This window comes from Planococcus halotolerans (assembly GCF_003289955.1).
Lineage (GTDB): Bacteria > Bacillota > Bacilli > Bacillales_A > Planococcaceae > Planococcus > Planococcus halotolerans.
Genome location: NZ_QLZR01000002.1, coordinates 686,167 through 710,464 on the forward strand (window position 1 = coordinate 686,167; position 24,298 = coordinate 710,464).

24 protein-coding genes are annotated in these 24,298 nt (G+C 43.9%); 4 read left to right on the plus strand and 20 right to left on the minus strand.

The features are described 5' to 3' along the window. Window positions 1-51: 51 nt before the first annotated feature. The 16 genes from DP120_RS08110 to DP120_RS08185 all read right to left on the minus strand — a co-directional run bounded on the left by DP120_RS08110 (window position 52) and on the right by DP120_RS08185 (window position 17,000). Entirely contained in the window at window positions 52-819 is a 768-nt protein-coding gene (locus DP120_RS08110) for an STAS domain-containing protein (protein ID WP_112223129.1), read from the minus strand. Then, entirely contained in the window at window positions 797-1,453 is a 657-nt protein-coding gene (locus tag DP120_RS08115) for a cobalamin B12-binding domain-containing protein (protein ID WP_112223130.1), read from the minus strand. Before DP120_RS08115 ends, DP120_RS08110 begins: the two co-directional genes overlap by 23 nt. Before the next feature lie 16 nt (window positions 1,454-1,469). Beyond that, window positions 1,470-1,823 carry a hypothetical protein gene (locus DP120_RS08120; protein WP_112223131.1) on the minus strand — a complete coding sequence of 118 codons (354 nt, stop codon included), beginning with the start codon at window positions 1,821-1,823 and terminating at the stop codon, window positions 1,470-1,472. Then, complete coding sequence (locus tag DP120_RS08125; protein WP_112223132.1) at window positions 1,820-2,125, minus strand: antibiotic biosynthesis monooxygenase family protein; 306 nt, start codon at window positions 2,123-2,125, stop codon at window positions 1,820-1,822. The genes DP120_RS08120 and DP120_RS08125 overlap by 4 nt, the downstream gene beginning before the upstream one ends. A 140-nt stretch (window positions 2,126-2,265) precedes the next feature. After that, on the minus strand, window positions 2,266-2,595 hold the full coding sequence (locus DP120_RS08130) for a hypothetical protein (RefSeq protein ID WP_112223133.1): 330 nt from the start codon (window positions 2,593-2,595) through the stop codon (window positions 2,266-2,268). A gap of 67 nt (window positions 2,596-2,662) precedes the next feature. Then, window positions 2,663-3,793, minus strand: a complete 1,131-nt coding sequence (locus tag DP120_RS08135; protein ID WP_112223285.1) for a YeiH family protein — start codon at window positions 3,791-3,793, stop codon at window positions 2,663-2,665. A 189-nt stretch (window positions 3,794-3,982) separates the two neighbouring features. After that, on the minus strand, window positions 3,983-5,182 hold the full coding sequence (locus DP120_RS08140) for a DegT/DnrJ/EryC1/StrS family aminotransferase (RefSeq protein ID WP_112223134.1): 1,200 nt from the start codon (window positions 5,180-5,182) through the stop codon (window positions 3,983-3,985). 127 nt (window positions 5,183-5,309) lie between these two features. Then, the gene (locus tag DP120_RS08145; protein WP_112223135.1) at window positions 5,310-6,560 is read right to left on the minus strand and encodes a phenylacetate--CoA ligase family protein; all 1,251 of its coding nucleotides are present in this window, start codon (window positions 6,558-6,560) and stop codon (window positions 5,310-5,312) included. Between the two features lie 82 nt (window positions 6,561-6,642). Beyond that, entirely contained in the window at window positions 6,643-8,505 is a 1,863-nt protein-coding gene (locus DP120_RS08150; RefSeq protein WP_112223286.1) for a polysaccharide biosynthesis protein, read from the minus strand. A 35-nt stretch (window positions 8,506-8,540) separates the two neighbouring features. After that, window positions 8,541-9,191 (minus strand): CpsD/CapB family tyrosine-protein kinase, encoded by a 651-nt coding sequence (locus DP120_RS08155; protein WP_240611987.1) that lies wholly within the window; start codon window positions 9,189-9,191, stop codon window positions 8,541-8,543. After that, complete coding sequence (locus tag DP120_RS08160; protein WP_112223137.1) at window positions 9,178-9,966, minus strand: YveK family protein; 789 nt, start codon at window positions 9,964-9,966, stop codon at window positions 9,178-9,180. The genes DP120_RS08155 and DP120_RS08160 overlap by 14 nt, the downstream gene beginning before the upstream one ends. 48 nt (window positions 9,967-10,014) lie before the next feature. Next, entirely contained in the window at window positions 10,015-10,437 is a 423-nt protein-coding gene (locus DP120_RS08165) for a DUF4870 domain-containing protein (RefSeq protein WP_205854517.1), read from the minus strand. A gap of 213 nt (window positions 10,438-10,650) precedes the next feature. Next, window positions 10,651-11,346, minus strand: a complete 696-nt coding sequence (locus tag DP120_RS08170) for a response regulator transcription factor (RefSeq protein WP_112223138.1) — start codon at window positions 11,344-11,346, stop codon at window positions 10,651-10,653. A 21-nt stretch (window positions 11,347-11,367) separates the two neighbouring features. Next, window positions 11,368-14,673: an ATP-binding protein gene (locus DP120_RS08175; protein ID WP_112223139.1), complete on the minus strand. Its 3,306-nt coding sequence runs from the start codon at window positions 14,671-14,673 to the stop codon at window positions 11,368-11,370. A gap of 295 nt (window positions 14,674-14,968) precedes the next feature. Beyond that, entirely contained in the window at window positions 14,969-16,636 is a 1,668-nt protein-coding gene (locus DP120_RS08180) for a diguanylate cyclase domain-containing protein (RefSeq protein WP_112223140.1), read from the minus strand. 115 nt (window positions 16,637-16,751) lie between these two features. Beyond that, a complete protein-coding gene (locus tag DP120_RS08185; protein ID WP_112223141.1) occupies window positions 16,752-17,000 on the minus strand; it encodes an EAL domain-containing protein in 249 nt (82 codons plus the stop codon). A 65-nt stretch (window positions 17,001-17,065) separates the two neighbouring features. On the opposite strand from DP120_RS08185, the gene DP120_RS08190 reads away from it, so the two are divergent. Together DP120_RS08190 and DP120_RS08195 are read left to right on the plus strand one after the other, a co-directional pair. Beyond that, on the plus strand, window positions 17,066-17,824 hold the full coding sequence (locus tag DP120_RS08190) for an NRDE family protein (RefSeq protein ID WP_112223142.1): 759 nt from the start codon (window positions 17,066-17,068) through the stop codon (window positions 17,822-17,824). A gap of 154 nt (window positions 17,825-17,978) precedes the next feature. Continuing rightward, window positions 17,979-18,431: a hypothetical protein gene (locus DP120_RS08195; protein WP_112223143.1), complete on the plus strand. Its 453-nt coding sequence runs from the start codon at window positions 17,979-17,981 to the stop codon at window positions 18,429-18,431. A 341-nt stretch (window positions 18,432-18,772) separates the two neighbouring features. On the opposite strand, the gene DP120_RS08200 is transcribed toward DP120_RS08195, so the two are convergent. Beyond that, window positions 18,773-19,261 (minus strand): SRPBCC domain-containing protein, encoded by a 489-nt coding sequence (locus DP120_RS08200; protein WP_112223144.1) that lies wholly within the window; start codon window positions 19,259-19,261, stop codon window positions 18,773-18,775. A gap of 98 nt (window positions 19,262-19,359) precedes the next feature. On the opposite strand from DP120_RS08200, the gene uvsE reads away from it, so the two are divergent. Further along, window positions 19,360-20,241, plus strand: a complete 882-nt coding sequence (gene uvsE / locus DP120_RS08205; protein WP_112223145.1) for a UV DNA damage repair endonuclease UvsE — start codon at window positions 19,360-19,362, stop codon at window positions 20,239-20,241. A gap of 58 nt (window positions 20,242-20,299) precedes the next feature. Here uvsE and DP120_RS08210 read toward each other — a convergent pair whose 3' ends face one another. The 3 genes from DP120_RS08210 to DP120_RS08220 form a co-directional block, all read right to left on the minus strand. Then, window positions 20,300-21,553 carry a sensor histidine kinase gene (locus DP120_RS08210; protein WP_240612000.1) on the minus strand — a complete coding sequence of 418 codons (1,254 nt, stop codon included), beginning with the start codon at window positions 21,551-21,553 and terminating at the stop codon, window positions 20,300-20,302. 106 nt (window positions 21,554-21,659) lie between these two features. Further along, window positions 21,660-22,163 carry a sigma-70 family RNA polymerase sigma factor gene (locus tag DP120_RS08215; RefSeq protein WP_112223147.1) on the minus strand — a complete coding sequence of 168 codons (504 nt, stop codon included), beginning with the start codon at window positions 22,161-22,163 and terminating at the stop codon, window positions 21,660-21,662. A 540-nt stretch (window positions 22,164-22,703) separates the two neighbouring features. Further along, window positions 22,704-23,222, minus strand: coding sequence for a GyrI-like domain-containing protein (locus DP120_RS08220; RefSeq protein WP_112223148.1), 519 nt, complete (start codon window positions 23,220-23,222; stop codon window positions 22,704-22,706). Between the two features lie 256 nt (window positions 23,223-23,478). Here DP120_RS08220 and DP120_RS08225 point away from each other — a divergent pair, with 256 nt between their 5' ends. Beyond that, window positions 23,479-24,297, plus strand: coding sequence for a TetR/AcrR family transcriptional regulator (locus DP120_RS08225; RefSeq protein ID WP_112223149.1), 819 nt, complete (start codon window positions 23,479-23,481; stop codon window positions 24,295-24,297). Window position 24,298 lies beyond the last annotated feature (1 nt).

Consider the following 24,298-nt stretch of genomic DNA (forward strand, 5'->3'; position numbering starts at 1 on the left):
CCGGAGCACAGGCACCGGTTTTCCTGCTTATTCATTTCATTGTTCAAGAGTTTATATCACTAAACGCCGCTCGGACAATACAGCTGCCAGTGATGCTTCAAAGCGCATATGAATTGTCGTTTGCAAGGCATGCAGTTGCTTGGCATGCTCCGGATGGACGCCTGTAATGATAGTGTCGATTCCCATTACTTTGAAAGTCTGCAAAAGTGCATTCAGATAGCCCATCCCTTCCTGGCTGATTTTATCCATTGCGGTCAGATCAAGAATTACAGTTTCAGCATTTTTGGCATAGACATCATTAAGGATATGGCTTTTGATCGACTCGATTTTCGCTGAATCCAAATCGCCAAAAAACGGGATCAGCAGATGCCCATCTCCAAGTTCAATGGTCGGTGCCGATAATTCCCGGACACGCTGCAGTAATTTCTCGGTACGTTCTTTTTCAAGCAACAAATCATAATTTGTATCATTCAAACGGTTTCGCAGGCTGGACAGCTGGGCAGAAATCTTTGAGACCTGATTATCTTTCGGAACAACGATTACATTCAGGGTAAAATCACTGTCCCATTTGCAATGAAGGTCGCAAACCTGCAGATATCCAGCAGTGTTTTTAAAATTCAATTCAAACGGACCTGAAAAATTGGATGCTTGAAGAAAATTCGCAGCTTTTGAAACACTTCCTTCATCAAGAAGATCCAAAAAATGCGGTTTTTCCCCGAACATCGATTTCGCTGTTCCTGACGATTCAACAATCTCAAGCTCGCTATTCAATTGATATGCCGGCAGCGGCCAGCTGTCAAATGGAGATATCGAAGTCATTTTCTGCTTCCTTTCCGGTTTGTAGCCAATTTTTTAACTGGGGCAAGTCTTTGACGACAAGCGTTCCTTCAATTCGTATCTTCGAAATATCAGCGGCAGCAACCGCACGCCCTCCAAGAATGATTGCCGGTTTAAATTCAAGTTGCCGGAAAGCCTTTGAATATGCTTTGAGAGAAGGCAAACGGTAAGCAAGTGCAGCGGACATTGCGATAACATCCGGCTGCCAGCGCCGGGCAGATTCAAGCGCTGCATCCAAAGGCAGATTCGGTCCCATATACTGGACCTGCCACCCATGGTCTTTGAACAGAGACGAAACCATTTTCAAGCCAATGTAATGATCTTCGCCTTCCGGGCCAAGGACCATCACTTTACGGTGTACTCCATTTTTCGGCTGCCGTTTCAATTCTGCCGCCGAAACCACAAAATCACAGATCGCTGTCGCCAGATGTTCGTCCGCCACTGAAATGAGGTTCTCCTGCCACCAGTCTCCGATCAAATACATCGCTGGCGTCAGTAAGTCGTGGTATAGCTCATCATGCGAATGATCTTCCAAATACCCAAGAACGGTTTCCATCGCTTTTTCGTCTTCGCCAGCCAAAAACACTTCAGCCAGTTCACGTGCTTGTTCCGTCATGCCAGCCTCCTTTTGCTCATACCTGTCCTAAAAGCCGGTTCGCTTTTTTCAAACACCCAAGCATAAACACTTCTTCTTCCTTATCCACTTTTTTCGGCAATATCGCTATCAGGCGATCAAAATTATCAATGATCAAGGCCGTTTCAACACCCCGGCTCCGAAGAACCGATTCAAGCCACTTTGTATAATCCAAAAAGATAGCCTCATCCGCCATTGAAAAAGCTGTCTCCAAATGATCCAAATGGTGATGATTATCCTTTTCCGTGTGGATAAAACCTTTTTCGCCGAAACGGTCCCATAAATCCGGATACGCTTCATATATACTTTTTGCCGCTTCAGCGGCTATCAATTGCTTCGTTTCTATCTTCACTCGGCCACTACCTCATATTGACGGACTGTCGGAATGATTCCGGCAAGTTCCTGATCCGGATAATTCTTCTCCATATCATGGATTTCCTTAAACTCCTGGCTCTTGACCCAAGCCATATATGCTTCTTTTGATTCCCATTCCATATGGACAGTCAGTTCATTTTTCTTTTTCGTATTTTGGATCAGTTTAAATGAAAGGAAACCTTCATTCTCATCAACCCGCCTTGAGCGTTTCCGGTAAATGCCGATCACTTCATCCGTCTTTTCCGGAGACACCAGCACCGTAGATGTAACGATATACATTTTTATGGGCCTCCCTTTTCTAATTTTGATTATAAAAGTATAACATTACGGCATCCGAATTAAAAGAATTGAAGGAAGATCATTCGCTATTCACAGACCCTATAAAATGAAAAGCCTTCGCATCGGCAAAGGCTTTCTCATTACATATGGAAGGAATCTTCATAAATCGGTTTTACATGGAGATCGTAGTGCTTCTTCACTTCTTCGATTGGATAGATATTGCCGGTTGATTCCGGTTTCTCAAGTTCCTCGATATGCTCCATGACCTGATCGGCGAAAAACTTACCGCATGCAACATCATTCGGATAGAGCTCGCGCGCTTTTGCCACAAACTCTTCATCGATCATTTGGTTGAACGCATAATACAAGGCGGCATTTATAATGGTTAATGAATCGCCCGAAGCGTTCGAGACAACATAATAATTGCCATAATCGTCTTTCAACATATCCCGTTCTGGTTGAATATCCATGAAAATCTCCTCCTTGTCTGCTAATACGAGTATACCCGTGGCGGAGCTTTAAAAAACGCCGCCTAATTTACACAGCGACGTAATCCCCGAACAATGCGATCAGCAGCAGACTGACGGAACCTACAGCAACCGCCGCAATCAATCCGATGTAAAACGGAGTGATGCCCATTCCCTTGAAAGCTTTCAAATTAGTTGACAACCCTACAGCCGCCATTGCAATGCCAAGCATATATGTTGAACCGAAAGAACTCCAAAAACGATGGAATTCCTCCCAGCCGGTTGGCGAAAACAAGCCGAATGCCTGTCCGTTTCCTGACGCGGTCGCATCACCGATTGACCTCATCATCGACAGCAAAAGAAAACCGAGGATGAATAACGGAAAGAGCTTATACCATTTCGGCAACTGTCCTGCATTCCCCTCTTCGCTTTCTCTGTGATTGCGGAAAAAAAGATAGGAAACAAATGGTATCACTGCAATGATGAAAACATTGCGGGTCAGTTTTGTAATCGTTGCGACATCAATGACTTCATTCGCGTTAAAAACTTGAGCGTAAATCAATGCTGCCCCAGCGACCTGGGCCGTATCATGGATTGCGGTCCCAAGAAACAGTCCCGCTTTGACCGGATTATCCGCAAAAAAGATATGCGCAAGATATGGATAGAACAGCATGCCGATCAAACCGAAAATCGTAATATTGGCAATGGCATAGGAGATTTCGTTCTCACGCGCTTTAATCACCGGAGCCGTTGCCATGATAGCGGTGACACCGCATATCCCGGTACCGGTGGCAATCAGGGTGCCAAGACGGCTCGATTGGTTGAGCTTACGTGTAAAATACAATGTTACGAAAAGACCGGTTGAGATACAGGCGATGATCAATGGCACTCCCCAAGCACCAAGCTTTAATGCTTCGCTTAGGCTGAGGCGCAGACCGAGTAGAATGATTCCTGCGCGCAAGGCATATTTAAGTGCAAAGTCGATGCCCGCACCGAAGAAATCAGGCAAGCCAATTAAATTCCGGATAAGTATCCCGATCAAAATGGCAGTAAAAATACCAGAGATGGGGCTGGCACTTCCTGCAGGCAGGATACCGCCCGTCACAAGCAGCACACCAATCAGCTGGGCGCTGAATATTCCCATGGCCATGACTGCCCCGCTCAGAAGCAACCCTGGGAGTGCACCGATAATTTTGCTCATTGTGTTTTCTTTGCTCGCCATTTCATCGTCTCCCTGTTCCCGTCAATACTATATTATACATAGTATCATCAAAGGGATATATGTGATTGCTAAAAAGAGCTCACAACGAATAAAACCAGGCCGGTGGGCGGCCTGGTTTTATTCATTAGTTTTATGTGTGTGCTGCGGTCGATAACCGGCTCTATAAAACTACACAAGCATTTTTCTGATGCCTTCGATCACGCGCGTTTGCTCATCGTAAGTCATATTGGAACCGGATGGCAGGCACAATCCATATTTGAAAAGTTTCTCGCTGACCGGGACCTTGCCTTCATGCCGATAGAACTTCGCTGTTTCGAAAAGTTTTTGGGTATGCAGCGGTTTCCAGACATAGCGGGCTTCAATATTATCGGATTCCAATGCTCTTTTCAGCCGGTGTGGCGTAACGCGTGTTACTTCCGGATCCAAAAGCATAACGGTGAGCCAGCGGTTTGAAAAACTGCCTTCGATTTCCGGCTGAAAGCTGACGGCCGGCAAATCAGCAAGTTCTTCTTCGTAACGTTTATAGACTGCACGCCGAGCTTCCACCCGGTCATCGATCGCTTCGAGCTGAGCTCTGCCAATACCGGCCAACACATTGCTCATGCGATAGTTATAGCCGACTTCACTGTGTTTATAAAAAGGGGCATCATCTTTAGCCTGTGATGACAGAAAGCGGGCTTTTTGTATCGCCTGTTCATTGTTTGAGACCAGCATCCCTCCACCTGAAGCGGTGATGATTTTATTGCCATTGAATGAAAAGATCCCAAACTTGCCGAATGACCCACTTGCTTTGTCTTTATAGCGTGAGCCCAAAGATTCAGCCGCATCCTCGATCACCGGAACGCGGTACTCGTTGCAAATTGCCATCAATTCATCCATTTTTGCACTTTGGCCATACAGATTGACTACTATGACTGCTTTCGGAAGCTTCCTTTCCGAGAGAGCATCATCAAATGCCCGGCGAAGTGCACGGGGTGACATATTCCAGGTTTCTTCTTCCGAATCGATAAAGACCGGTTCTGCCCCAAGATACAAAATTGGATTTGCGCTGGCAATGAAGGTCAATGAGGCACAAAATACTCTATCCCCAGGCTTAACGCCAATAATTTGGAGTGCCAAGTGGATAGCCGCAGTCCCTGAACTAAGAGCAGCTGCAGCATTGACACCGGTATAATTGGCCAATTCTTTTTCAAACTTGTCGACATTCGGTCCCATTGGTGCAATCCAGTTCGAGCGGAATGCTTCCTCTATATATTTCATTTCATTTCCTGTCATATGCGGTGATGAGAGCAGGATTTTGGAGTCTTCTTTTATCGGTGCCGGAGACGGGGCAGCAAATGTACTTTCAGCAGAAGGCAATATCTTCATAACGCAGCTGCACCTCTCCTGCTTTTTGACCTTGGGATGGAATATGGAATAGCTGTCACTAACAATTTCATCTTAGCACCTCATTTCAAAAATTATGGCTCAGCATACACTTCTATATATCCAGTCGTTAATCGATTGCGCTTTTTTTGGTGATGGATGAAAACCAGGTATTGCCGCTTCCTTCTTTAAAAAGTAAGAATTTATTGCTGAATAGATGGAATTTATTCAGTGTACCCTGAACTTTATGGACGGGATCCGGATAGTAACCTGTCGATAAGTTTCCATCGCTGACAGAACGCGGCTGCCGGAATGGCTTGGCGAAAATTTTTTCAAACACAGGATGGACAGAACCGCATTCACAGCCGGCATCTATTTCGGGAAATTCCACTCTATCGCCTATGTCATAGCGGATTAACGGGGTACCATAATTATTGAAACTCGTAACGATCATCTTTCCTTCTTCTGTCGTTTCGATTACACCGGAATATAAGTTATAATGCATTCTCCCTTTTACGCACTCCATTACAAACGGGGCTGCATCAGAAGAGCTGTAGCGGTCCCTCAACGGACAATCGAAAGCTTCCTCAATTTCCTTCCGGCATTCAGGTAAAACATTTTCCGCTACCGAAAAAATGGCTACCGGCTTAAATGTAAGGATGAGCTTATTGCGATTGATGAACTTTGCCAATTCATAAATTGCTGAGGGCAGTCCATCGATGAAATCCGGTTTGTATTTTTCCAGGTCCTCGATATAGGTGGCCGCATTTTCCTGTGTGCAATAATAACTCGAGTAAATCCGTTGCCTGACAAAGTAATTGTCTCTCCAAAAAATCTTTCCGGGCTGATTGTCCGGTATGATATGCCTTGAACTGAATGAGGCTCTCTTCATCTCAAGATTCACTGCCCCATGCTGTTTTTTAAAGAAATCCAGGAATGCCTTTTTCTTTTGGACATCTTCCTTAGTGAAAAGCAGCTTAAGGACATTCCCTTTTTCATAGGTGACCCCACTTTCTGCGGCTGTATTTTCGGTCACGGTATAAATATCCTGGATATTGTGAAGCAGTATTTCCCTATCAAGAACAGGAAGCGTTTTTAAATCTTCAACTGTTCTGATCTTTTCAATATCAATGTTTTTATAGAATTCTTTGTAGAATGGACTTTTTTCGGTCACATAGCGCAGAAGGCGCTGGAGTTCCTGTTCCTGGTACTTTTTTGCATGGTGTTCATTAAGATACTGCCGTTTCTCCAACTCGATCAGAAAGGAATAATACAGGTTGCCGTAGCGGCTGCGCGTCTTACGGTAACCGTTCCAGCTCGTCAAAACGTTTTGGACAAAAATCGGCGTATTTTCATATATTCGACTTTGCAGGTTACGCATCCGCATTTCCTCCTAAACTGATTTGAATCTCAATCTGCACACTATTGGTGAGCTTGTTTGCAAATAAGCGGTTTGTTCGGGATCAAGCGAACTCCTCTTTGGGCTTCCACTGTTTCTCCAGATTGTCTACCGGCTTTTCGACCGGTCTCGGGTTCCGGTTTGCCAGGCTAAGAAGTTTTTCCTTTACTTCTTCTTCTGTCATTTCCGGCAGTTTATTCAATACTGCACTCAACTCGATTTCACTGATAGGTGTGGCCTTTCCGATATAGATTTTCGGATATACTTTTTCCGATTGAATTTCACTGTCATCAAGCAGCTCTTCGTAAAGTTTCTCTCCTGGGCGCATGCCCGTATATTGTATTCTGATTTCATTTTCCTCATAGCCTGAAAGCCGGATCATATTGCGGGCCAAGTCCAGGATTTTTACCGGCTCCCCCATATCCAGAACAAACACTTCACCGCCGGAAGCCAGCAGCCCTGCTTGAATAACGAGTCTGGAAGCTTCAGGAATCGTCATGAAATAACGCGTCATTTCCGGATCTGTTATTGTAACTGGACCCCCGTTGGCGATTTGCTCACGGAATAGAGGAACAACACTCCCTCTGGAGCCGAGAACATTTCCGAAACGCACAGCTGCAAAAGTCGTGTCACTGTTCTTGGCCAGATTTTGGACAATCATTTCAGCAAAACGTTTGGTGGCCCCCATTATATTGGGCGGATTGACTGCTTTGTCAGTCGAAATTAGGACGAAATTTCCAATGCCGAATGCATCAGCTGCTTCTGCTACATTTTTTGTTCCCATAATATTATTTTTTACAGCTTCCAATGGGTTTGCTTCCATTAGCGGAACATGTTTATGGGCTGCAGCATGATAGATGACGTCGGGCTTATAATACTCGATGATGTTAAAAATCCTTTTTCGGTCCTGCACGTCTGCTATGATTGGAACCAATTTGATGCTCTTTGGAAGTTTCGCCCGCAATTCTCTGTCGATCGTATAAATGGAATTTTCACCATGGCCGAGCAATAGGATACTGGATGGTTTGAAGTTGGCAATCTGCCTGCAGATTTCGGAACCTATGGAGCCTCCCGCACCAGTAACCATAATCGTCTTGCCTTTCAATTTTTCCTTGATGGCTTCCATATCCAGCTTGACTTCTTCCCTGCCCAGTATATCTTCAATTTTCACATCCCTGATATCATTGACAGTAATTTTTCCTAGCATCAAATCTTCGATTCTCGGAATCGTTTGCGTTTTCATGCCGGAATTAATGCATAGCTTCGTGAGCTCTGCCATTTCTTTTTTTGACATTGAAGGGATGGCAATCACAATTTGATCGATATGGTAAGGGCTGATCACTTCAGGGATATCTTTGAGACTCCCCACTACCGGCAGCCCATAGACTTCGAGCCCCCACTTCCGGGGATCGTCGTCCACAAAAACGACAGGGTTTCTCCCCCATTCGGGATTTTGCTGCATCTGTCTTACAATCATCCTTCCCGCCTGCCCAGCTCCGACGACCAAAGTCCGGCTCTTATCCGTTGTTTCACGGTTGATCATCCATTCATTGTAAATCCGCAGTGACATTCGTGAGGCACCCAATAACAGGATCAGGAGCATCCATGTCAGCATCAGCGTGCGTGTGTAAAGATGCCCCGAATAGGCGAATTGCATTACCATCGTTGCAAATAGAGTCAGCGTGACTGCTTTAACAAGAGACTTCAGTTCTTCAATGGATGCATAGATCCACATTTTTTTGTAAAGGCCATAATGCCAGGCGAACGAATGGTAACCGATGAAAAGTGTGGTCATGCTGATCAGCAGGATCTCATTGCTGAATACGTTCTCGTACGGATAAAGGAACAGGAAACAAAGAAATATGGATGAAAGAAGAATCAGTGAATCTATTGTGAATAACAAAAGATATCTTCTTTTAATCGTCAATATCATTACCTCATCTCGTCTTTCATTTTCGTGATTTAACTGCCGTAATTCTGATAGTAAGAATGATTTTTTGCCAAATCGAAGTTATTCAACACAACGCCGATGACGAATGCCTTTGCGGTCACCAGTGCATCTCTCGCTTTTACAACACTGGCTTTTTCTGTTTTGCCGGTATTGATGATAAGTACTGAACCATCGCATTTATTGGCAAGAATTTTTGAATCAGCCACCGCGAGAAGCGGAGGTGAGTCAATAAGTATAAGATCGTACATTTCTCTCACTTCTTTCAATAGGACATCCATCTCGTGAGACTGCAGCAGTTCGGCTGGATTGCCTGGAATTTGTCCGCATAATAACAAATCCAAATTTTTAACACCGCTCTTTTTGATCGTATCCGCCAGCCGGCCTTTACCCAGCAACAGATTGGAAAGACCTGATTTATTGCTCATATGGAAAGTATGGTGCAAAGTCGGACGCCTCATATCACCATCGATCATCAGCACTCGTTTGCCTGATTCGGCGAAAACGACTGCCATATTCGAGCAGGTCGTTGATTTCCCTTCCTCTTTGGAAGGGGAAGTGAAAAGAATTGTTTTCATATCATCCGCCGGCATGGAAAACAGAATATTTGTCCTGATAGTGCGATACTGCTCAGTTGATATTGAATGCGGATTAGTACGTACCACCAATTTTCGCACTGCTTGCCGGCTGGATTTTTTCTTGTTCGACATACGGTTCCATCTCCCTTCCTCTATAACTTTCTTCTGCTTTCTTATCATTTTTAAGGTCAGTCACTCTGCTGACAATGCCCAGTACTTGAAGACCCGGAATTTCTTCTATATCTTCTTCTGTTCGTACAGTGGTATTAAGCTGATCAATCAAGATAGACAACCCGGCTCCGAAAAGCAGGCCAAGCACTGCGCCAATCAGCATGTTCATCACCGGATCCGGTTTAATCGGCGCTGGTACAGGAGGCACTTCAGCTGAGGCCAGAATCTTGACGTTGTCGACTTTCATGAGATCCGGAATTTTTTCCTCGAATATGCTCGCTGTCGTGTTCGCGATCAGAACGGCATTTTCCATCGTCGGATCGGTTACATCAATCGTGATCACCTGCGTGTTCTCGACATTGCTGACCGCAATCTTATCGTTAAGCGATTGGTGAGTTTCATCCAAATTCAACTCGGCTATAACATCATTCAGAATCACCTTGCTTTTGATGATGAGGTTATAGGTGCTAATCAATTGGAGATTCGTATTGATATCCTGGGTAGTGAATTCCTGGGCGGCGGCGTCATTCTGATTGATAAGAATCTGGGTGGATGCCTGGTACACCGGCTTCATCAAGGTGTAACTGATGGCTCCGCTTGCTGCTATAAATGTAATCATCAACAGCAGAATCAGCGGAATTCTTTTTCTGATGCTTTTCAGTACCTCCAAAATGTTTAACGGGTTCTTCATCTTATGCACCTCTGGTTTCAGTTTTAGTTAAAGTTTACTGCTGACACGTCATAATTGTTTATTTGCAAAATCACTGATATACAGCATTTTTGAATATTTTCCTTTATAGGCGTTCATCATCAGAATAATCCAAAGTACAAGGCCTGCGGGTGCCAAAAACATACTTGAGAACCAGCCAATGACGGGAATCATCCCCAGCAGAAAATAGGCGCTGACAAAAACGATGGAAATGTAAATTGATTGAAGGGCATGGTAGCGGACAAAATGATTTTCGCGCTCTACCAGCAGCATGATGAACCCGGAAATAAAACCGAATAAATAGGTCAGTGACCCTGCGATATTTTCCGACAGTCCGAGTGATGTTTCGGCTGGCACTCTTATGTCGGCATGCTGCGGCCGTTTGAAGACAGTCTGGCTTTCAAAGTTCTGCATCCGTTTTTCTTCCGGCAGTTTAAAATTGTTTTCGATCACTATAATTCCTCCTTTATCTCACATTTTTTCCTCGTTCATTAAAGCCAATACTAAATAGACAAGGTTAAAATCAAGTTAAATTAGATTAATAATTCGAATAATTATAAAAACGTTATTTTTTTTATTTTTGACCATAAAAAATAAGCTGCGGAATGGCTTTTCCACAGCTTATTTCCATCTTTATCATTTAGTTTCCCCCACTATCCAAACCAGTTATTGAACAGTAAATTTATAGCCAAAGCCTCTGACTGTATGGATATAGATCGGCTTGGCAGGATCCTTTTCCACTTTTCTCCGCAGATTGCTGATATGGACTTTGACGGTCTGGATATCCCCTTCTGAATAATAGCCCCACACGTGATCATATAATTGCTCCGCGGTCCATACCCTGTTCGGCGTCTGTGCCAGCAGCAAAAGAAGCTGGAATTCCTTATGGTATAATTTCACCGGCTTGCCGGCAACATACAGTTCCCTTGCGTCAAGGTGGATTTGGAGGTCATCGTATTCCAGTACAGCCAATTTATCTTCTTCCCCATTCGTCCAGCCATTGCGCCGCAGGATCGCTTTTATGCGCGCCTCAAGTTCATTGAAGTCAAAAGGTTTGGTAATATAATCGTCGCCTCCTGCATCCAGCCCCTGAATTTTATGGTTCAAATCCTTCAGGTAGCTGACAAAGAGAATCGGCACTTTTGTCTGGAGGCGAATTTGCTCACACGTCTTAAGCCCATTCATGCCGGGCATTTCTATATCAAGCAGGATTATGTCCACATCTTCTTTCGTAAGCTGGTCCATCGCCTCATAGCCGTCTTCCGCTTCAATGATGCGATATCCTTTCTTTATAAGGAACAGCCGGATCAATTCACGGATGCCTTCTTCATCTTCAACAATCAATACAGTGGCTTCACTCATATTATCCCTCCTGTAGCTGTTTTATATCGTCAAAGGCAATGCAATATAGAATGTACTCCCTTTCCCCATTTCACTTTCCGCCCAGATTTCGCCTTTATGCGATAGAATGATTTCTTTCGCTATTGCCAATCCCAGTCCGCTTCCTTGCTGCTTGTTAGGAACATCCATCTTAAAGAATCTGTCAAAAACGTGGGGAAGGACATCGTCCGGTATCCCGTTTCCGGTATCGGAAACTTTTATAATCACTTCACCATCAAACTGTCCTGGCTCAAGCACAGCTCCTTCCTTGCCGCGGCTGATAATTTCAGTGCTGATGGAAATTTTTCCGTCTATCGACGAAGTATGTTTAACGGCGTTCCAAAGTATATTTGAAAATACCTGGTCTACCCGGTTCACATCTATGGACAAAGTATAGTCTTCCTGCCATTCTTCCTTACCGGTTTCAACGTATTCAAATATCCGTCCGCTCTGTGTGACGTCCGCTTCCATTCCCTGGATCAGCCTGTCCAGCCAATCTCCGATACGGACACTTTCAAAACGCAGCGTCATATTGCCTGATTTGTATTTCGCCAGTTCCACCAGGTCTTCCGTCAATCGCTCCAGCATCAATAATTTATTGTGTATCATATCCAGGTACCTTGGATTCTTTTCGTCAATGATGCTTTCTTTTACTGCCTGGATATAGCTGTGAATAAGCGTAATCGGCGTTCCAAGTTCATGGGAAATCGTCGACAGCATCTCATTACGGGATTTTTCGATCTCCTGTATTTCATCATTTACCGTAACAAGGTTCATATTGGTTATTTCGAGTGCCATTGTCCGTTCTTTGACATTGCGCTCCAGGAAATAGTTCAAGCTCGTGATTTCCTGGGTCAATGTCCGCAGATTCGACAGCGTATCCACTCGAAGCAAAAACTCTTCTTTATCACACGGTTTCAAAAGGTAATCGTTTGCTCCAGCTGTAAATGCTTCGGTTTTCTCACGTAAGCCCGCACGTTCTGAGAGCATCAGAATCGGCAATTCCGTCAATGTGTAATCTTTTCGGATATGGCGGCACAGTTCGTCTCCGCTCATGTCCTCAAGTGACCAATCAAGAATTACCAGATCAATGGGCTGGTCTTCCAATAACCGGATGGCGTCTATCCCTCCGCTGGCGCCGTACACTGAATACCCTTCCTGCTCCAGTTGATAGATCAGCATTTGCCGGTTTACTTCCTCCTGTTCCACAACTAGTGCACGTATTTGGGCACCGCTTTTTCTGCGGGCGGTTACAGTTTCAGTAATCTCTGCCGCACTCAGCTCTTCTATCACTTGAACCTCAGGCGGGTAACCCTCTTCACTTTCGTTCGGTGAATAGATGGGTAATGTGAAACTGAATGTTGATCCCGTGCCCACAGCCGATTCCACTTTAAGCCATCCTCCATGAAGTTCAACCAGCCGTTTTGTGATATTGAGGCCGATGCCGGTGCCTGACTTATTATCTTTATTTTCTTCACTTGTTTTATGGAATGCTTCAAATAGATTGGAAAGCTTGTCCTGTTCAATACCTTTTCCTGTATCACGGACGGAAACCAAAATTTGTTTGCCAGATTTTTTGGCTGAAATCACGATTTCTCCGGAATCTGTATAGTTGATTGCATTTTCAACCAGGTTATAAAGTATCTGCTGAAAGCGATCCGGATCTGCAATTGCTTCCGGGAGATTGTGCGGTACGGTTTCATATATCCGCACATTTTCATTTTTAACTAATGGTTTACAAATTTCGAGGACATTTTCCGTCAGCTTATGGATTTTCACCGGTTCAACATGGATGTCCAAGGAGTTTTGCTTCAGTTTTGAAAAATCCAGGATGGAATTGATCATATGAGCCAGTTTTTTTCCGTTATCAGCAATAGTGCCAAGCTGATGATTGACTGCTGGCGAAATTCTTCCTGCGTTTGATTCCTGCAAGGTTTCTGCAATTCCGATCATGCCGTATAGCGGAGTCCGCAAACCATGTGAGGTGATGGCCAATAGTTCGTCTTTCCGTTCGTTTGCATGTTTCAGCGATTCCATCGCCAGGCGCTGCCTTTCAACCGCTTTCTTCTCTCTTTTCAGCTTGTCGTTTATCTTGGCGGCCTCCTTGTCCGACAGTGAAATAGCGGATAGGAAAATAGATACTCCAATTGAAAGATAGACCGCATTTTTCGCTTCCATGCTCAAAGGGCTTACTCCAAACATCTGGAAAATGGCTGTGCCTGTTCCGAGAAGGAACAGCACCGAACCTGCTGTATAATAACGTGCATACTTTATTCCTTTATTCCAGCTTGCTGCCGATACTGCGAGCATCAATGCGCCACTGGCAATCAACGAAAGCGGCAGCAGCTGCCTGATAATATCTTCAAAAAGGAACAAAAGAATGATTAAAGCGGCATTGGCCCATACCAATACTTTGATAATATTCCTTGAAGCAGGGAAATGGCGTCTTGTATCCAAAAAACTTTCCGTATAAAGCAATGCGAAAATACTGGTTACTCCGATACTGGCATAGACAATTGTTCCATTTAACCAGGAATGTTCCGGCCAAATATACGAAAGCGTCAGTCCTGCCATAGCCGCAAGCCCGAAAGACACCGAAAAAGCAAAAATCAGGAAATAGAGATAAACTCTCTGGCGATGCCTGACAAATTGGCCGAGATAATAAACAGAAAGTATGATTCCGATGCCTGTCAATAAGCCCACCAAAGCGGTAACCGACCTCGTTTGCGCTTGAAACGCCTCAGCATCCCAGATTGTCATAGGAAGCTGCAATGGTCCATCTGATTCAACTTTCAAAAAGAAAGTTGCTTGATCCTGTCCGTCAAAATCCAGATCAAAAATCAGATTGCGATGGAAATATTCCCTTTCAGCCACCGGAACTTCTCTGCTAATCTCCTTTTCTTCAAAGGTACCATTTGCTGAAGGTGAGTAAAGGACTGCACGTTCAAGTGAGGGAATCGGCAATTCGAGCAGCCAATCTTTGGCCGGCGCTTGGTTCACAATATTAAACTGGACCCAATAGGAAGCTTCCGTGAATCCCTTGTTGAAGATGCCTTCATCATTCGGCATGAAACTCCATTTGACAGGCGGAGTTGCCACTTCATCGATTGTGTATGCATTTTGAGCGTCTTTTAATGTGAAAATTGATTGATTTACTTGCAGTTTATCCACTGAATCAGTCAAAACTGCAGCACCATCCGCAGTTGCAGGCTGCGCTGACTCTTTTCCCGGCTCTGCCAAAAGCGCTAATAACAGCAGTGCCAAAAAAATTTTAACTGGAATCGGATATTTTATGTAAAGTTTGGCCATCCGCTAAACACCTCAACTATCTAAAAATTCAAATAATTCTATACAATAATTTCCAGTTATTTTTACTCAGTCCCTAAAAGTATTGGTATACAGGGATTCATGATGCTTCAAAAGAGAATCTTAAATATATTAAGATACATTTTATGGTAATTTAGTAGGCATTTGAATTATGATTATCATACCATTAAGCTCATGAATTGTGAATATTTTTTATTCAGAAAATTCTAATAATACTTTTTTCCTAATTCTTCATTCAATTTTTAACAAAAAAATAAACCGTCCAAGGCAGCAAGCCTTACAGACGGTCCATAACAGTATCTCTTTTTTTAAGGTTCTTCTCTTCATACATCGCCTTGTCCGCTTCCTTCAGAATCGATGATAAAGTCGAATTTTCGTTTGGCATCGTCATACCGATGCTGGTGGAAACAGATAAAACAATATCATCCAACTTCCATTCACTCATCATTGCCTGCCTGATTTTATTCATCACCAGAACTCCTGATTTTACAGAATCGACGCCAGGCAATAAAATGATGAATTCATCTCCTCCGAGCCTGGCTGCCAGATCCTCTTTATAGATGCCGGCTGTCAGCCGCTTGCCAAACTCACGAATGACTGCGTCTCCGATTTCATGTCCCCACTTATCGTTAATCCCCTTGAACTTATCGATATCAAGAAGGAGCACTGCAAAATTATCGCCTTTTTCGTGATAATCAGCCAATGCTTTTTCCAGCGTTTCCTGGAAATACCGTCTATTCGGCAAACCTGTCAATGGATCGTGGTAAGCGTAGAATTCCAGCTTTGTCTCATAATCCTTCTGCAGGGATACGTCTCGGACAATCATCACCATATGGCTGTATTTTTCTTCGTCATCAAAAACTGGAGTGCCATGCAATTCAGACCAGATCCAGTGCCCATCTATATGGCCGACACGTACCCGCATTTTGCAGATGCTGCCATTTTTTATAGAAGCACTCAATGTGCCGTATAATTTTTCAAGGTCTTCAGGATGGACATTATGAAACGGCTCTTTGCCTTCATATTCCCCTGGGGAATAGCCAAAGATATTCTTTAACGATGGAGAAATATACAGATACTCCTGGCGGTGGTTGATCAGTATAATTACGTCATTGGCATTTTCGGCGATTATCCTGAAATTCTTTTCACTTTCCATATATAATTCAACCATTTGATCAAGTTCGCGCATATCTTTCAGTATTACATAAAAGCCCGTAGTCACTTCCCGGATTTTAATGGGGATGAATTTCACCAGCGCCCCTAAACGGTTATTATTTTTCTGAATGATTGTGACACGAAAATTCGTGTATATCCCATTTTTTGCTTTACGGAAATTCTTCAGGGTTCTTCTGCGGTCTTCAGGAACAACAAAATCCAGCACACGCCGTCCATTCAACTCTTCCATCGGATGCTGGCTGAGCTTTTGGCCAACCGGGTTGGCACCTTTGATATGCCCTTTCAAATCCAATGTCAAAATTGCATCCGCATTGTGTTCAAACAGCGAATGGTAATAGGAACGGCTTTCTTCAAGACTTTTCCAGGCGTCTATACTTTCCTGTTTTGCTTGCATTTCATTGGTAATATCCTGAACGATGCTGACGATATGGGTGCAATCACCCTCCATGTTGAACATCGGAGTCAGCCGGGTTTTTGAATGTCTTATATTCCCTTCCGGATCCACGTAACTGTCTTCATAGATAGCGGAACAGCCACTCTCCAATACTTTTAAATATTGGGAATGCACCCTGTCGGCCAATTCATACGATTGAACTTCATAGAAGGTCTTGCCGATTGCCGATTGATCCAATTCCGTTTTTTTCATAGCCGACTGATTCACAAATTCATAAATCATTTTGCCATCATCAAGACGGACTATAAAAACCATTTCCTGGATTCCGTCCATTAAGGCTTTTTCTATAGATAACTTCGCTGCATCCTGAATCATATATATCCCCACACCCTTGCTGATGTATTCGGAATCGCCTTTTACATACCTTCATCTAGTTTAACAGATTCCATTCTAAAATAAATCTTTAGACCCATAAATATTTTTATTCATTTTATGGCAAAAGCGAAGATTTCAGGAGACACTTTTCTTCGAAATCCTTGATCTGTAAAGGTTTATTATAATAGTAGCCTTGGAACACTGTACAGGAATGCTCTTTTAAAAATAATACTTCTTCGGGTCTTTCTACCCCTTCGGCCAATAACTCGCATTCAATGCTTTGCGCCAGGTGGATCAAGGACTTCAGATCGTAAGAGATTTTGAAGTTGCAGGATATGGCCGGAACGCCCGCCGGTGAGAACATAATCCCCGGCACTGTCCTCTCAATGTTTCCTTCTATATAATGTAAACAAAAAGGAGGCAGCTTCTATGTGTCTGATTAACTTTCAGTATAGACAACATCCCAAGTACAAATTAGTCGTTGCTGCAAACCGCGATGAGTTTTACGGACGGCCAGCCCAGGAAGCGCATTTTTGGGACGACCAGCCGGATATTTTGGCCGGACGGGACTTATCACAAATGGGGACTTGGTTGGGTGTGACAAAATCCGGCCGTTTTGCTGCCTTGACCAATTTCCGTGATCCTTCCCTACCGGAAACAGGAAAGATTTCCCGAGGCGCTTTGGTCAAAGATTATCTTGCTGCCGATTCGGATCCGGCAACTTTTCTAAAGTCCCTTGAACCCGATGCTTACACAGGATTCAATGTGCTGTTGGGCGATAGGGAAAAACTGTTCTATTATAATAATCTTGAACAGGAAATAGTTGAAGTTTCACCGGGCACCCATGGTTTGAGCAATCATTTTCTCAATACACCCTGGCCAAAAGTGTTGAAAGGCAAATCACGTATGGAAAGTTACTTGGAGAATCGGGTTAACGTCGACCCAGACGACCTGTTTGAAATTTTACGAGATGCTGAACAGGCCGCTGATCCACATCTGCCAGTGACAGGCGTCGGCCTGGAATTTGAACGGATGCTGTCTCCGATTTTCATCAAAACAGCTGATTACGGTACACGATCAGCGACTGTGCTGCTGGTGGATTATGAAGATAATATTACATTCGCAGAACGTGTTTATGAAAAAGGCGAATTCTCCGGCCAGCAAGTATACGAGTTCCGTGTTACGTGAGTGGCTGCCGTGAAAATATACAAGAAGACTGGTTAAGCCGGATTGAAATGAATCAGTTGAATTTACAGAATAATGAAACCATTCCCCTATGTAATTCGTATTCAGTATATAGAGTGATTATCGGATAGAGAATTGCGTAGAGGAGGAGTTTATTTTGAAGAGGTTTCTGTATTATTTAATTTGGACATTGGTTATTGGTTTTATTGTATATATGGGAACACTTATCCAGGCAGATATTTCTGAAACTGCCAGCCAGAATTTTATTTTATTACCACCTATCGTGTTTCTTGCTTTATTCCCTGTGGTAATCGGGGTTTTGATGCGCTTGCCAAAATTCCTGCTGGAAAGAAAAGAACGTCGGGCAATTGGATTTGATTGGTTCAAGTTTCTGGCAGTCGGTTTGCCTTCCCTTTACGTAGTATTGATGACCTTTTTGCCTTTCACTTCACTGAGATTGCGTATTCCGTCGTACATGTTGACAAGCGAATATGCAATGACAACCATCGCTGCCATTGCGGGAATCGTATTCGGCTACATTTTGCTGGACTGTTTTCATAAACCGGAGGCGGCTTCATCGAAAAATGTATCTCAATCGAGGAGGAAATGAGATTGGAGAGGGACCTTTTTGAAGGTTCCTTTTTTTATTTGAAGAAATTGAGCCTGACCGCAACTAATTCGGTAAATCGCGCAACTAAATTTAAAATAACTCTAAAATTATCCATAATTAAATTTGCTGCTGAAAATTACGTTGGCTACTGTTTTTATTTGTCATAAATCAGGCTGATCGCACCTCAAACGGTGAAAAGCGCACCTCAAATGCTCATAACCGCACCTCGCAGACCAATTTCCGCACCTCAAACCGCAATTTTCGCACCTCAACAATTTTAATAAGAAAATTTTCCAAACAAAAACCCGGCTCATCGCAATGGCCGGATTCGTCAGCTGGTTCTATTCGAATTCGACAGTCATACTGTCGAGAAGGCGCTTATATTCATCATGCCAATGCTGCCACTCTTCCTCACGATTTATCTCTCTGCCATTCAAAATTGCTTCGATTACATCGAGGCAGACATGCCAGCCGGCTAGGTCTTTAGCCGTCTGATCAGTAATGCGCTCAATCGTTTCAATCAGGCGCAACACACTTTTCCCTCCATTTTCTTCTTCCACTTCAAAACGAACATGGTCATCCCACCATTCAAAAGCGAGAACGCGCCCTTCTTCGTAATCGGTGATCGCCAACTCTTCAATACTCCCATCGCCCATATCGAAAACAAGTTTGCCGCCCTTCCCTGGTTCAGCAATCTGCAATTCGGCGAACCATTGTTTTAGTCGGCTGTTATCGGCCAGCATGCTCCAGACTTTATCGGTTCCCTGTGCCAACTGCCGTTCGAACACGGCTTTGTAACCCTTCTCCAGCTGTGTAATTTCCGCTCTCATCGTTTCCCCTCCGTCTTCAACTTTTCAATAAGTATACCCTTGTGTGAGGATAATGTAACAAAGATCCGGGTATACAGTGGGCAAGGAGTTGAATATGAATGAGATTAGGATATGCGTGTATGAATACAGAATTAAAAACCGTTTTCCGGACTTTGCGGGTTGCTACTGCGGAAGTGGAAGGTACCGAAAAAATTAAAGAACTTACTTTAAAAAATATGCAGACGACTTTGGATATCATCAATTGGAATCTTGCAAACGACATTTATTTTTACCGGGCGTCAAGTTCAATTGTTCCGCTTTCAACGCATCCGGTAAATGAATGGATCTGGTGGGAAGATCCGGATTTCCTTTTTATAGCCGGGCAAATACGTGATATCGTAGAGACCCATCAAATGCGGGTTTCGGTTCATCCCGGACAATATACAGTTTTGAATTCACCTAAACCTGAAGTGGTCGAGAAATCGATCCAGGATCTTGATTATCATGAAAAGCTCATCTCGCTGATGGGAGGAAACGATATCATCATCCACACAGGCGGCGCATATGGCGACAAAGAAAAAGCGAAACAGCAATTCGCCGATACGTATCTGAAATTGCCTGAAAGGATACGGAAAAGAATTCGTCTTGAAAATGATGATAAAACATTTACGATACGTGATGTTTTGGATGTCCATAAACTTTGCGGCGTGCCAATCTGTTTCGACATTCATCACCATAACTGCAATAATGACGGAACTGCTGTGGATTTTGCTGAGATTTTAGCTACCTGGGAAGGCTACGGCACTCCGAAAATCCATATCAGCACCGGCAAGGAAGGTTTCACCGACCTCCGCCATCATGAACTTGTATCTGAAAAAGATTTCGAGGAACTGCTGACTTTGCTCGACGGCACCGATGCGGACATCATGTTTGAAGCCAAATTAAAAGAGAAATCCGTCATGCCGTTTGTTAAACTGCTGAAGGAAAAAACCGATAATTGATATGGACACAAAAATACCGCCTGAGAAAAATCACTTTTTCTCAGGCGGTTTATTTTGTTCACTCCAGCCTTGGGAACACTAGTTTAAAAACCGTGCCCAATCCTTTTTCGGAATTGACGATAATAATGCCTTTCATTTGATGGATGACGCTGTAAGTGACCATCATGCCGAGACCGGTACCCTTGATTTTATTCGAGAAATACGGCTCGCCCAGTCGCTCGACTTCTTCCTTCGTCATGCCAACGCCTTGATCGGCAATTTCCACAATCACTTTTGATGCCTGCACTTTTATGCGCGCTATCATTTCGCCGCCTTCAGGCATGGATTCGACACCATTCCGAATGATATTGACCATCGCCTGACGGAACTTCTGACGGTCTCCACGGATATAAATCTCGGATTCCGCTGGATGGCAAAACAGCTCTACACCCAGGCTGTTTGCATATGGCCCCAAAAGTTTCAATACGCCGCACACTTCATCATTGACTGACATGCGGTCAAGCTCCCCGTATACCGGCTTGGCGTAAATCAGGTAATCATCAATCAGGCTTTCCGCCGAGTTAATTTCATCCAGAATGGTTTCATGGAACTCCAGCTGCTTATCACGGCTGTAATCGTAAGCCTGCATCAATTGAATAAAACCTTTGATGCTTTGCATGGGATTCCGCAATTCATGGGAAACCGCCGCTGCAAAATGGCTGACGCTTTCGAGCTTTTCGTGCTTCATCAATGTGTTTAGCAATAACTCCTGCCGGACAATATGTTCGATCAACAACGCCGTCAGAACAATCATCATTCCTTGATTCAGCATAAGCATGAGCCAAATGTTGATTATGTCATGAATCGGATCACCGAACAGCAAATGGCCGGCAAACATATTGAACAGTAACGAGAGAATAGAAATTATGAATACTGTCGCGACCTTCTTGCCTCTGCTCATCCGCATATATGCGGGACGAAGGAATGGCACTCCGGCAGCGACAACAAAAAGGTTGAGCACGGCAATATACATTCCATCGCCGCCAATCAGAATCCGGCCGATTGCAGAAACCAGGAACAGCACAGCAGAAATGACTGGGCCTCCGTACAAGGCGCCGACAATCAACGGCACTTGCCGCAAGTCGAATATATAGTCGTCTGTCAGAATTTGATAAGGAAACACCATACATAAAATGATGGAAATAGAAAACAGGATAGTCATCGTCACCCGGTAATCCACAAAGAAATTACGCTTACCAGCTCCGGCCAGCATTTGGTAAAGCACAATCGGGAAAATGATGAAAAATATATTATTGATCATGCCGGTCATCATTTCGAACAAATACTTCACCTGCTTTCCAAAGGGCTTATGCGGAACTTATTATACAGGAAATTCAGGATCATAAAACTTTTTTCCTCAAATAATTATTTCGAGAAAATTAGTCACGATTCCGAAATGAATCGCTATCCTTAATCTTCTCCAGCAGACGGGCTCTTTTCTTTTTCATGCCTGCCACTGATATTCCGTAAAGCTCAGCCAGCTGCTTGACCGCTTTGTCTTCGACGAATAATTCCTTCAGCAATTTACGCTCCTTCTCTTTCAAATCTATACTCTCGATCCATTCCGGAAGTTTTTCTTCCCGCAGTGGCGCCTCCAGTTCATCGAAATGCCCGCCTTCCGACAGGATAAACAGCTTTGCGTATTTCCCTTCCCTGGCCAGCTCATCAAGCAATGCGCCATGGACTGTCCTGAACGCAAATGGCGTAAAATCACCTTTTTCTCCATCAAAACGCATCCAAGCCTGCCACAGTGCCACTTTACCGACCTGGCGGTAAAGTTCAAAATCACGGTATATATTCACTTTACGGATCAACGCTGAAATCATCGGTGCATATTGCTCTTCCACTTCTTTGAATTTATCTGTGCCAATAAAATCTTCCATATTTTATTCCTTCTGAACGTTCGAGTATTCCCGGGTAAATTCAGAATAGAATAAGGGTTTTTTTAAAGCGAATCACCTGGATTTCAGTTTGGCTGGCCCAAACTCTCAATATGTATAACCGGAAATTTTTTGTGCAGCAAAACAAATTGTCAAAAAACATACTATTTTCTGGTAAAATTTATTTCCTGGGAAATAAGAAAAGCGACGGTGCCCGTTTAGCTCTGAAAGGCATAAGGCGGACCAGCGTAATGGCGGTCTTTGCCACGCAGCTGGGATGACTTATGACCCGAAGAGCTGGGCCGCCGGAGTCTGGACAATAAGAAGAGCGACGGCGAGAGATAGCTCAAACTTGTTTGGGCTATCTTTTGCGACGAAGCAGCGCAGCGATGCAACGCCCTTTCATGTCTCGAAGCTAGCGAAGCGATGCAGAGACAGGAGCAGCCTTTTACCCGAAGAGCTGGGCCGCCGGAGTCTGGACAATACGAAAAGGCACCGCCCACACAAAACTCTCTGTGCGCCGGTGCCTTTTGATATGTTCTATTAAGCAGCGTCATCCCTCATTAAAAGAAAAGCAATTTCTATCGTCATTTCCTCCAGCCTGCCTGTTCCCGGTTTGTCCAGGTAAAATTCGAATCGGCCATTCCATATTTCCGTGTCGCCTTCATAGCGTTTGTCGAGCTCGAGCCCTTCATCCACCGCCCATTGCTCAAGCGCATACAACGAATCTTCCAAATAATCCGGATGCCCTTTATGTTTTGCTGTTGCGTAATTTCCTCCGGGAATAAAACCTGTAATGACATGCTCATCCCCAGAAACCATTCTCTCGATTGGAACTCCTACTTCAAGATTGAATTCCTCTTCTATCCCACCTATCACCCAATAACGGTAGAATGGTTCGCCGACCGGTTCTATTTTGTGATGCTTCAGCCATCTGTAAACTTCATCAATCAGTCCCCTGACTTGATTCCAGTCCAAAATTTCCACTTCAAGAGGTATTGCTACATAGGGCTGTTCCCTTCTTGTTTCCACTTTTGGCCCTTCACTGATTTTTGTAGTCATTTCACATCCCCTTCCCTGTAATCACGAACTTTTATTATTGAAATACCCTCATTTAGTGAAGTTAGTCTTTTATTTCGGAGACAAGTTGCCAGCCGTCCCACATACTTCATTGTTATATAGATCCATTAAATCCAGTCACAAATTCTCCATATAATCCGCGGCCAATCAAATTGACTTTGGTAATTATTAACTTTATGATTTAAGCTATGACCAAGCAGTCACAAAACGTGACCAATTAGTTACAAGGAGGGATCAAATGGACAAAAAGCAGGAATTGATGAATGCGGCAGTACATCTTTTTTCCATTAAAGGTTTCCATCAGACATCGGTTCAAGAAATCGCCCATGCCGTGGATATCTCAAAAGGTGCGTTCTATAAGCATTATGATTCCAAAGAGAGTTTACTGGTGAGCATTCTGAAGCGCTACCAGGCTGAGACGCTTGAAGGGCTGGAGCATTTGGATATCTCAGAAGGCCTCTCGCCAAAGGAAACGTTTGCGAAAAAATTGGCGTTTGAGTTGGAAAGTATTCTGGGTGATCGGGATTTCTTCATCATGGTGTTCAAGGACATGCCGACCGATGGCAATGAACAATTGACTTCCCTGATGCAGGAAATGCGCAGTTCATCTTCAAAATTCCATAAAAAAATGCTGCTGGATGCATTCGGCTCCCGCATCGAGCCGTTTTTGGAGGATTTGACCACAATTGTTGAAGGAATACAAAAAGAATATCTGGTTACGATCATCCTTGAAAATCGGCAATTGTCCATCGACAAATTGAGCCGCTTTATCGCTTCTTCCATTGAAGCGATTACGATGCAGCTCGACTCGATGGAAGCCGTTTTTACGGAGACGAGCGAAAATGGCTTTTCCATCGACAGCCTTTTCGCGGACATGGAGACAAAGATCAAGCTGTATTCAAAAAACACAGCCCGATTGCTGGCGTCTCTGGATTTATTGCGCCAGGAACTGCTGCAGGATGAGCCGCGCGAATTTCTTATTGAAGCGTTGACGGATTATCTGTCGCAGGAAAAGCAAATTGAAAAAGAAGTTCTTCTATTGAAGAATCATCGCTGAG

What these genes read in the sequence shown, in the direction of transcription:
- DP120_RS08110 (WP_112223129.1), bottom strand. Translation starts at nt 819, where the DNA reads ATGACTTCGATATCTCCATTTGACAGCTGGCCGCTGCCGGCATATCAA.
- DP120_RS08115 (WP_112223130.1), bottom strand. Translation starts at nt 1,453, where the DNA reads ATGACGGAACAAGCACGTGAACTGGCTGAAGTGTTTTTGGCTGGCGAA.
- DP120_RS08125 (WP_112223132.1), bottom strand. Translation starts at nt 2,125, where the DNA reads ATGTATATCGTTACATCTACGGTGCTGGTGTCTCCGGAAAAGACGGAT.
- DP120_RS08130 (WP_112223133.1), bottom strand. Translation starts at nt 2,595, where the DNA reads ATGGATATTCAACCAGAACGGGATATGTTGAAAGACGATTATGGCAAT.
- DP120_RS08135 (WP_112223285.1), bottom strand. Translation starts at nt 3,793, where the DNA reads ATGAGCAAAATTATCGGTGCACTCCCAGGGTTGCTTCTGAGCGGGGCA.
- DP120_RS08140 (WP_112223134.1), bottom strand. Translation starts at nt 5,182, where the DNA reads ATGAAGATATTGCCTTCTGCTGAAAGTACATTTGCTGCCCCGTCTCCG.
- DP120_RS08145 (WP_112223135.1), bottom strand. Translation starts at nt 6,560, where the DNA reads ATGCGTAACCTGCAAAGTCGAATATATGAAAATACGCCGATTTTTGTC.
- DP120_RS08160 (WP_112223137.1), bottom strand. Translation starts at nt 9,966, where the DNA reads ATGAAGAACCCGTTAAACATTTTGGAGGTACTGAAAAGCATCAGAAAA.
- DP120_RS08170 (WP_112223138.1), bottom strand. Translation starts at nt 11,346, where the DNA reads ATGAGTGAAGCCACTGTATTGATTGTTGAAGATGAAGAAGGCATCCGT.
- DP120_RS08175 (WP_112223139.1), bottom strand. Translation starts at nt 14,673, where the DNA reads ATGGCCAAACTTTACATAAAATATCCGATTCCAGTTAAAATTTTTTTG.
- DP120_RS08180 (WP_112223140.1), bottom strand. Translation starts at nt 16,636, where the DNA reads ATGATTCAGGATGCAGCGAAGTTATCTATAGAAAAAGCCTTAATGGAC.
- DP120_RS08185 (WP_112223141.1), bottom strand. Translation starts at nt 17,000, where the DNA reads ATGTTCTCACCGGCGGGCGTTCCGGCCATATCCTGCAACTTCAAAATC.
- DP120_RS08190 (WP_112223142.1), top strand. Translation starts at nt 17,066, where the DNA reads ATGTGTCTGATTAACTTTCAGTATAGACAACATCCCAAGTACAAATTA.
- DP120_RS08200 (WP_112223144.1), bottom strand. Translation starts at nt 19,261, where the DNA reads ATGAGAGCGGAAATTACACAGCTGGAGAAGGGTTACAAAGCCGTGTTC.
- uvsE (WP_112223145.1), top strand. Translation starts at nt 19,360, where the DNA reads ATGAGATTAGGATATGCGTGTATGAATACAGAATTAAAAACCGTTTTC.
- DP120_RS08210 (WP_240612000.1), bottom strand. Translation starts at nt 21,553, where the DNA reads ATGATGACCGGCATGATCAATAATATATTTTTCATCATTTTCCCGATT.
- DP120_RS08215 (WP_112223147.1), bottom strand. Translation starts at nt 22,163, where the DNA reads ATGGAAGATTTTATTGGCACAGATAAATTCAAAGAAGTGGAAGAGCAA.
- DP120_RS08220 (WP_112223148.1), bottom strand. Translation starts at nt 23,222, where the DNA reads ATGACTACAAAAATCAGTGAAGGGCCAAAAGTGGAAACAAGAAGGGAA.
- DP120_RS08225 (WP_112223149.1), top strand. Translation starts at nt 23,479, where the DNA reads ATGGACAAAAAGCAGGAATTGATGAATGCGGCAGTACATCTTTTTTCC.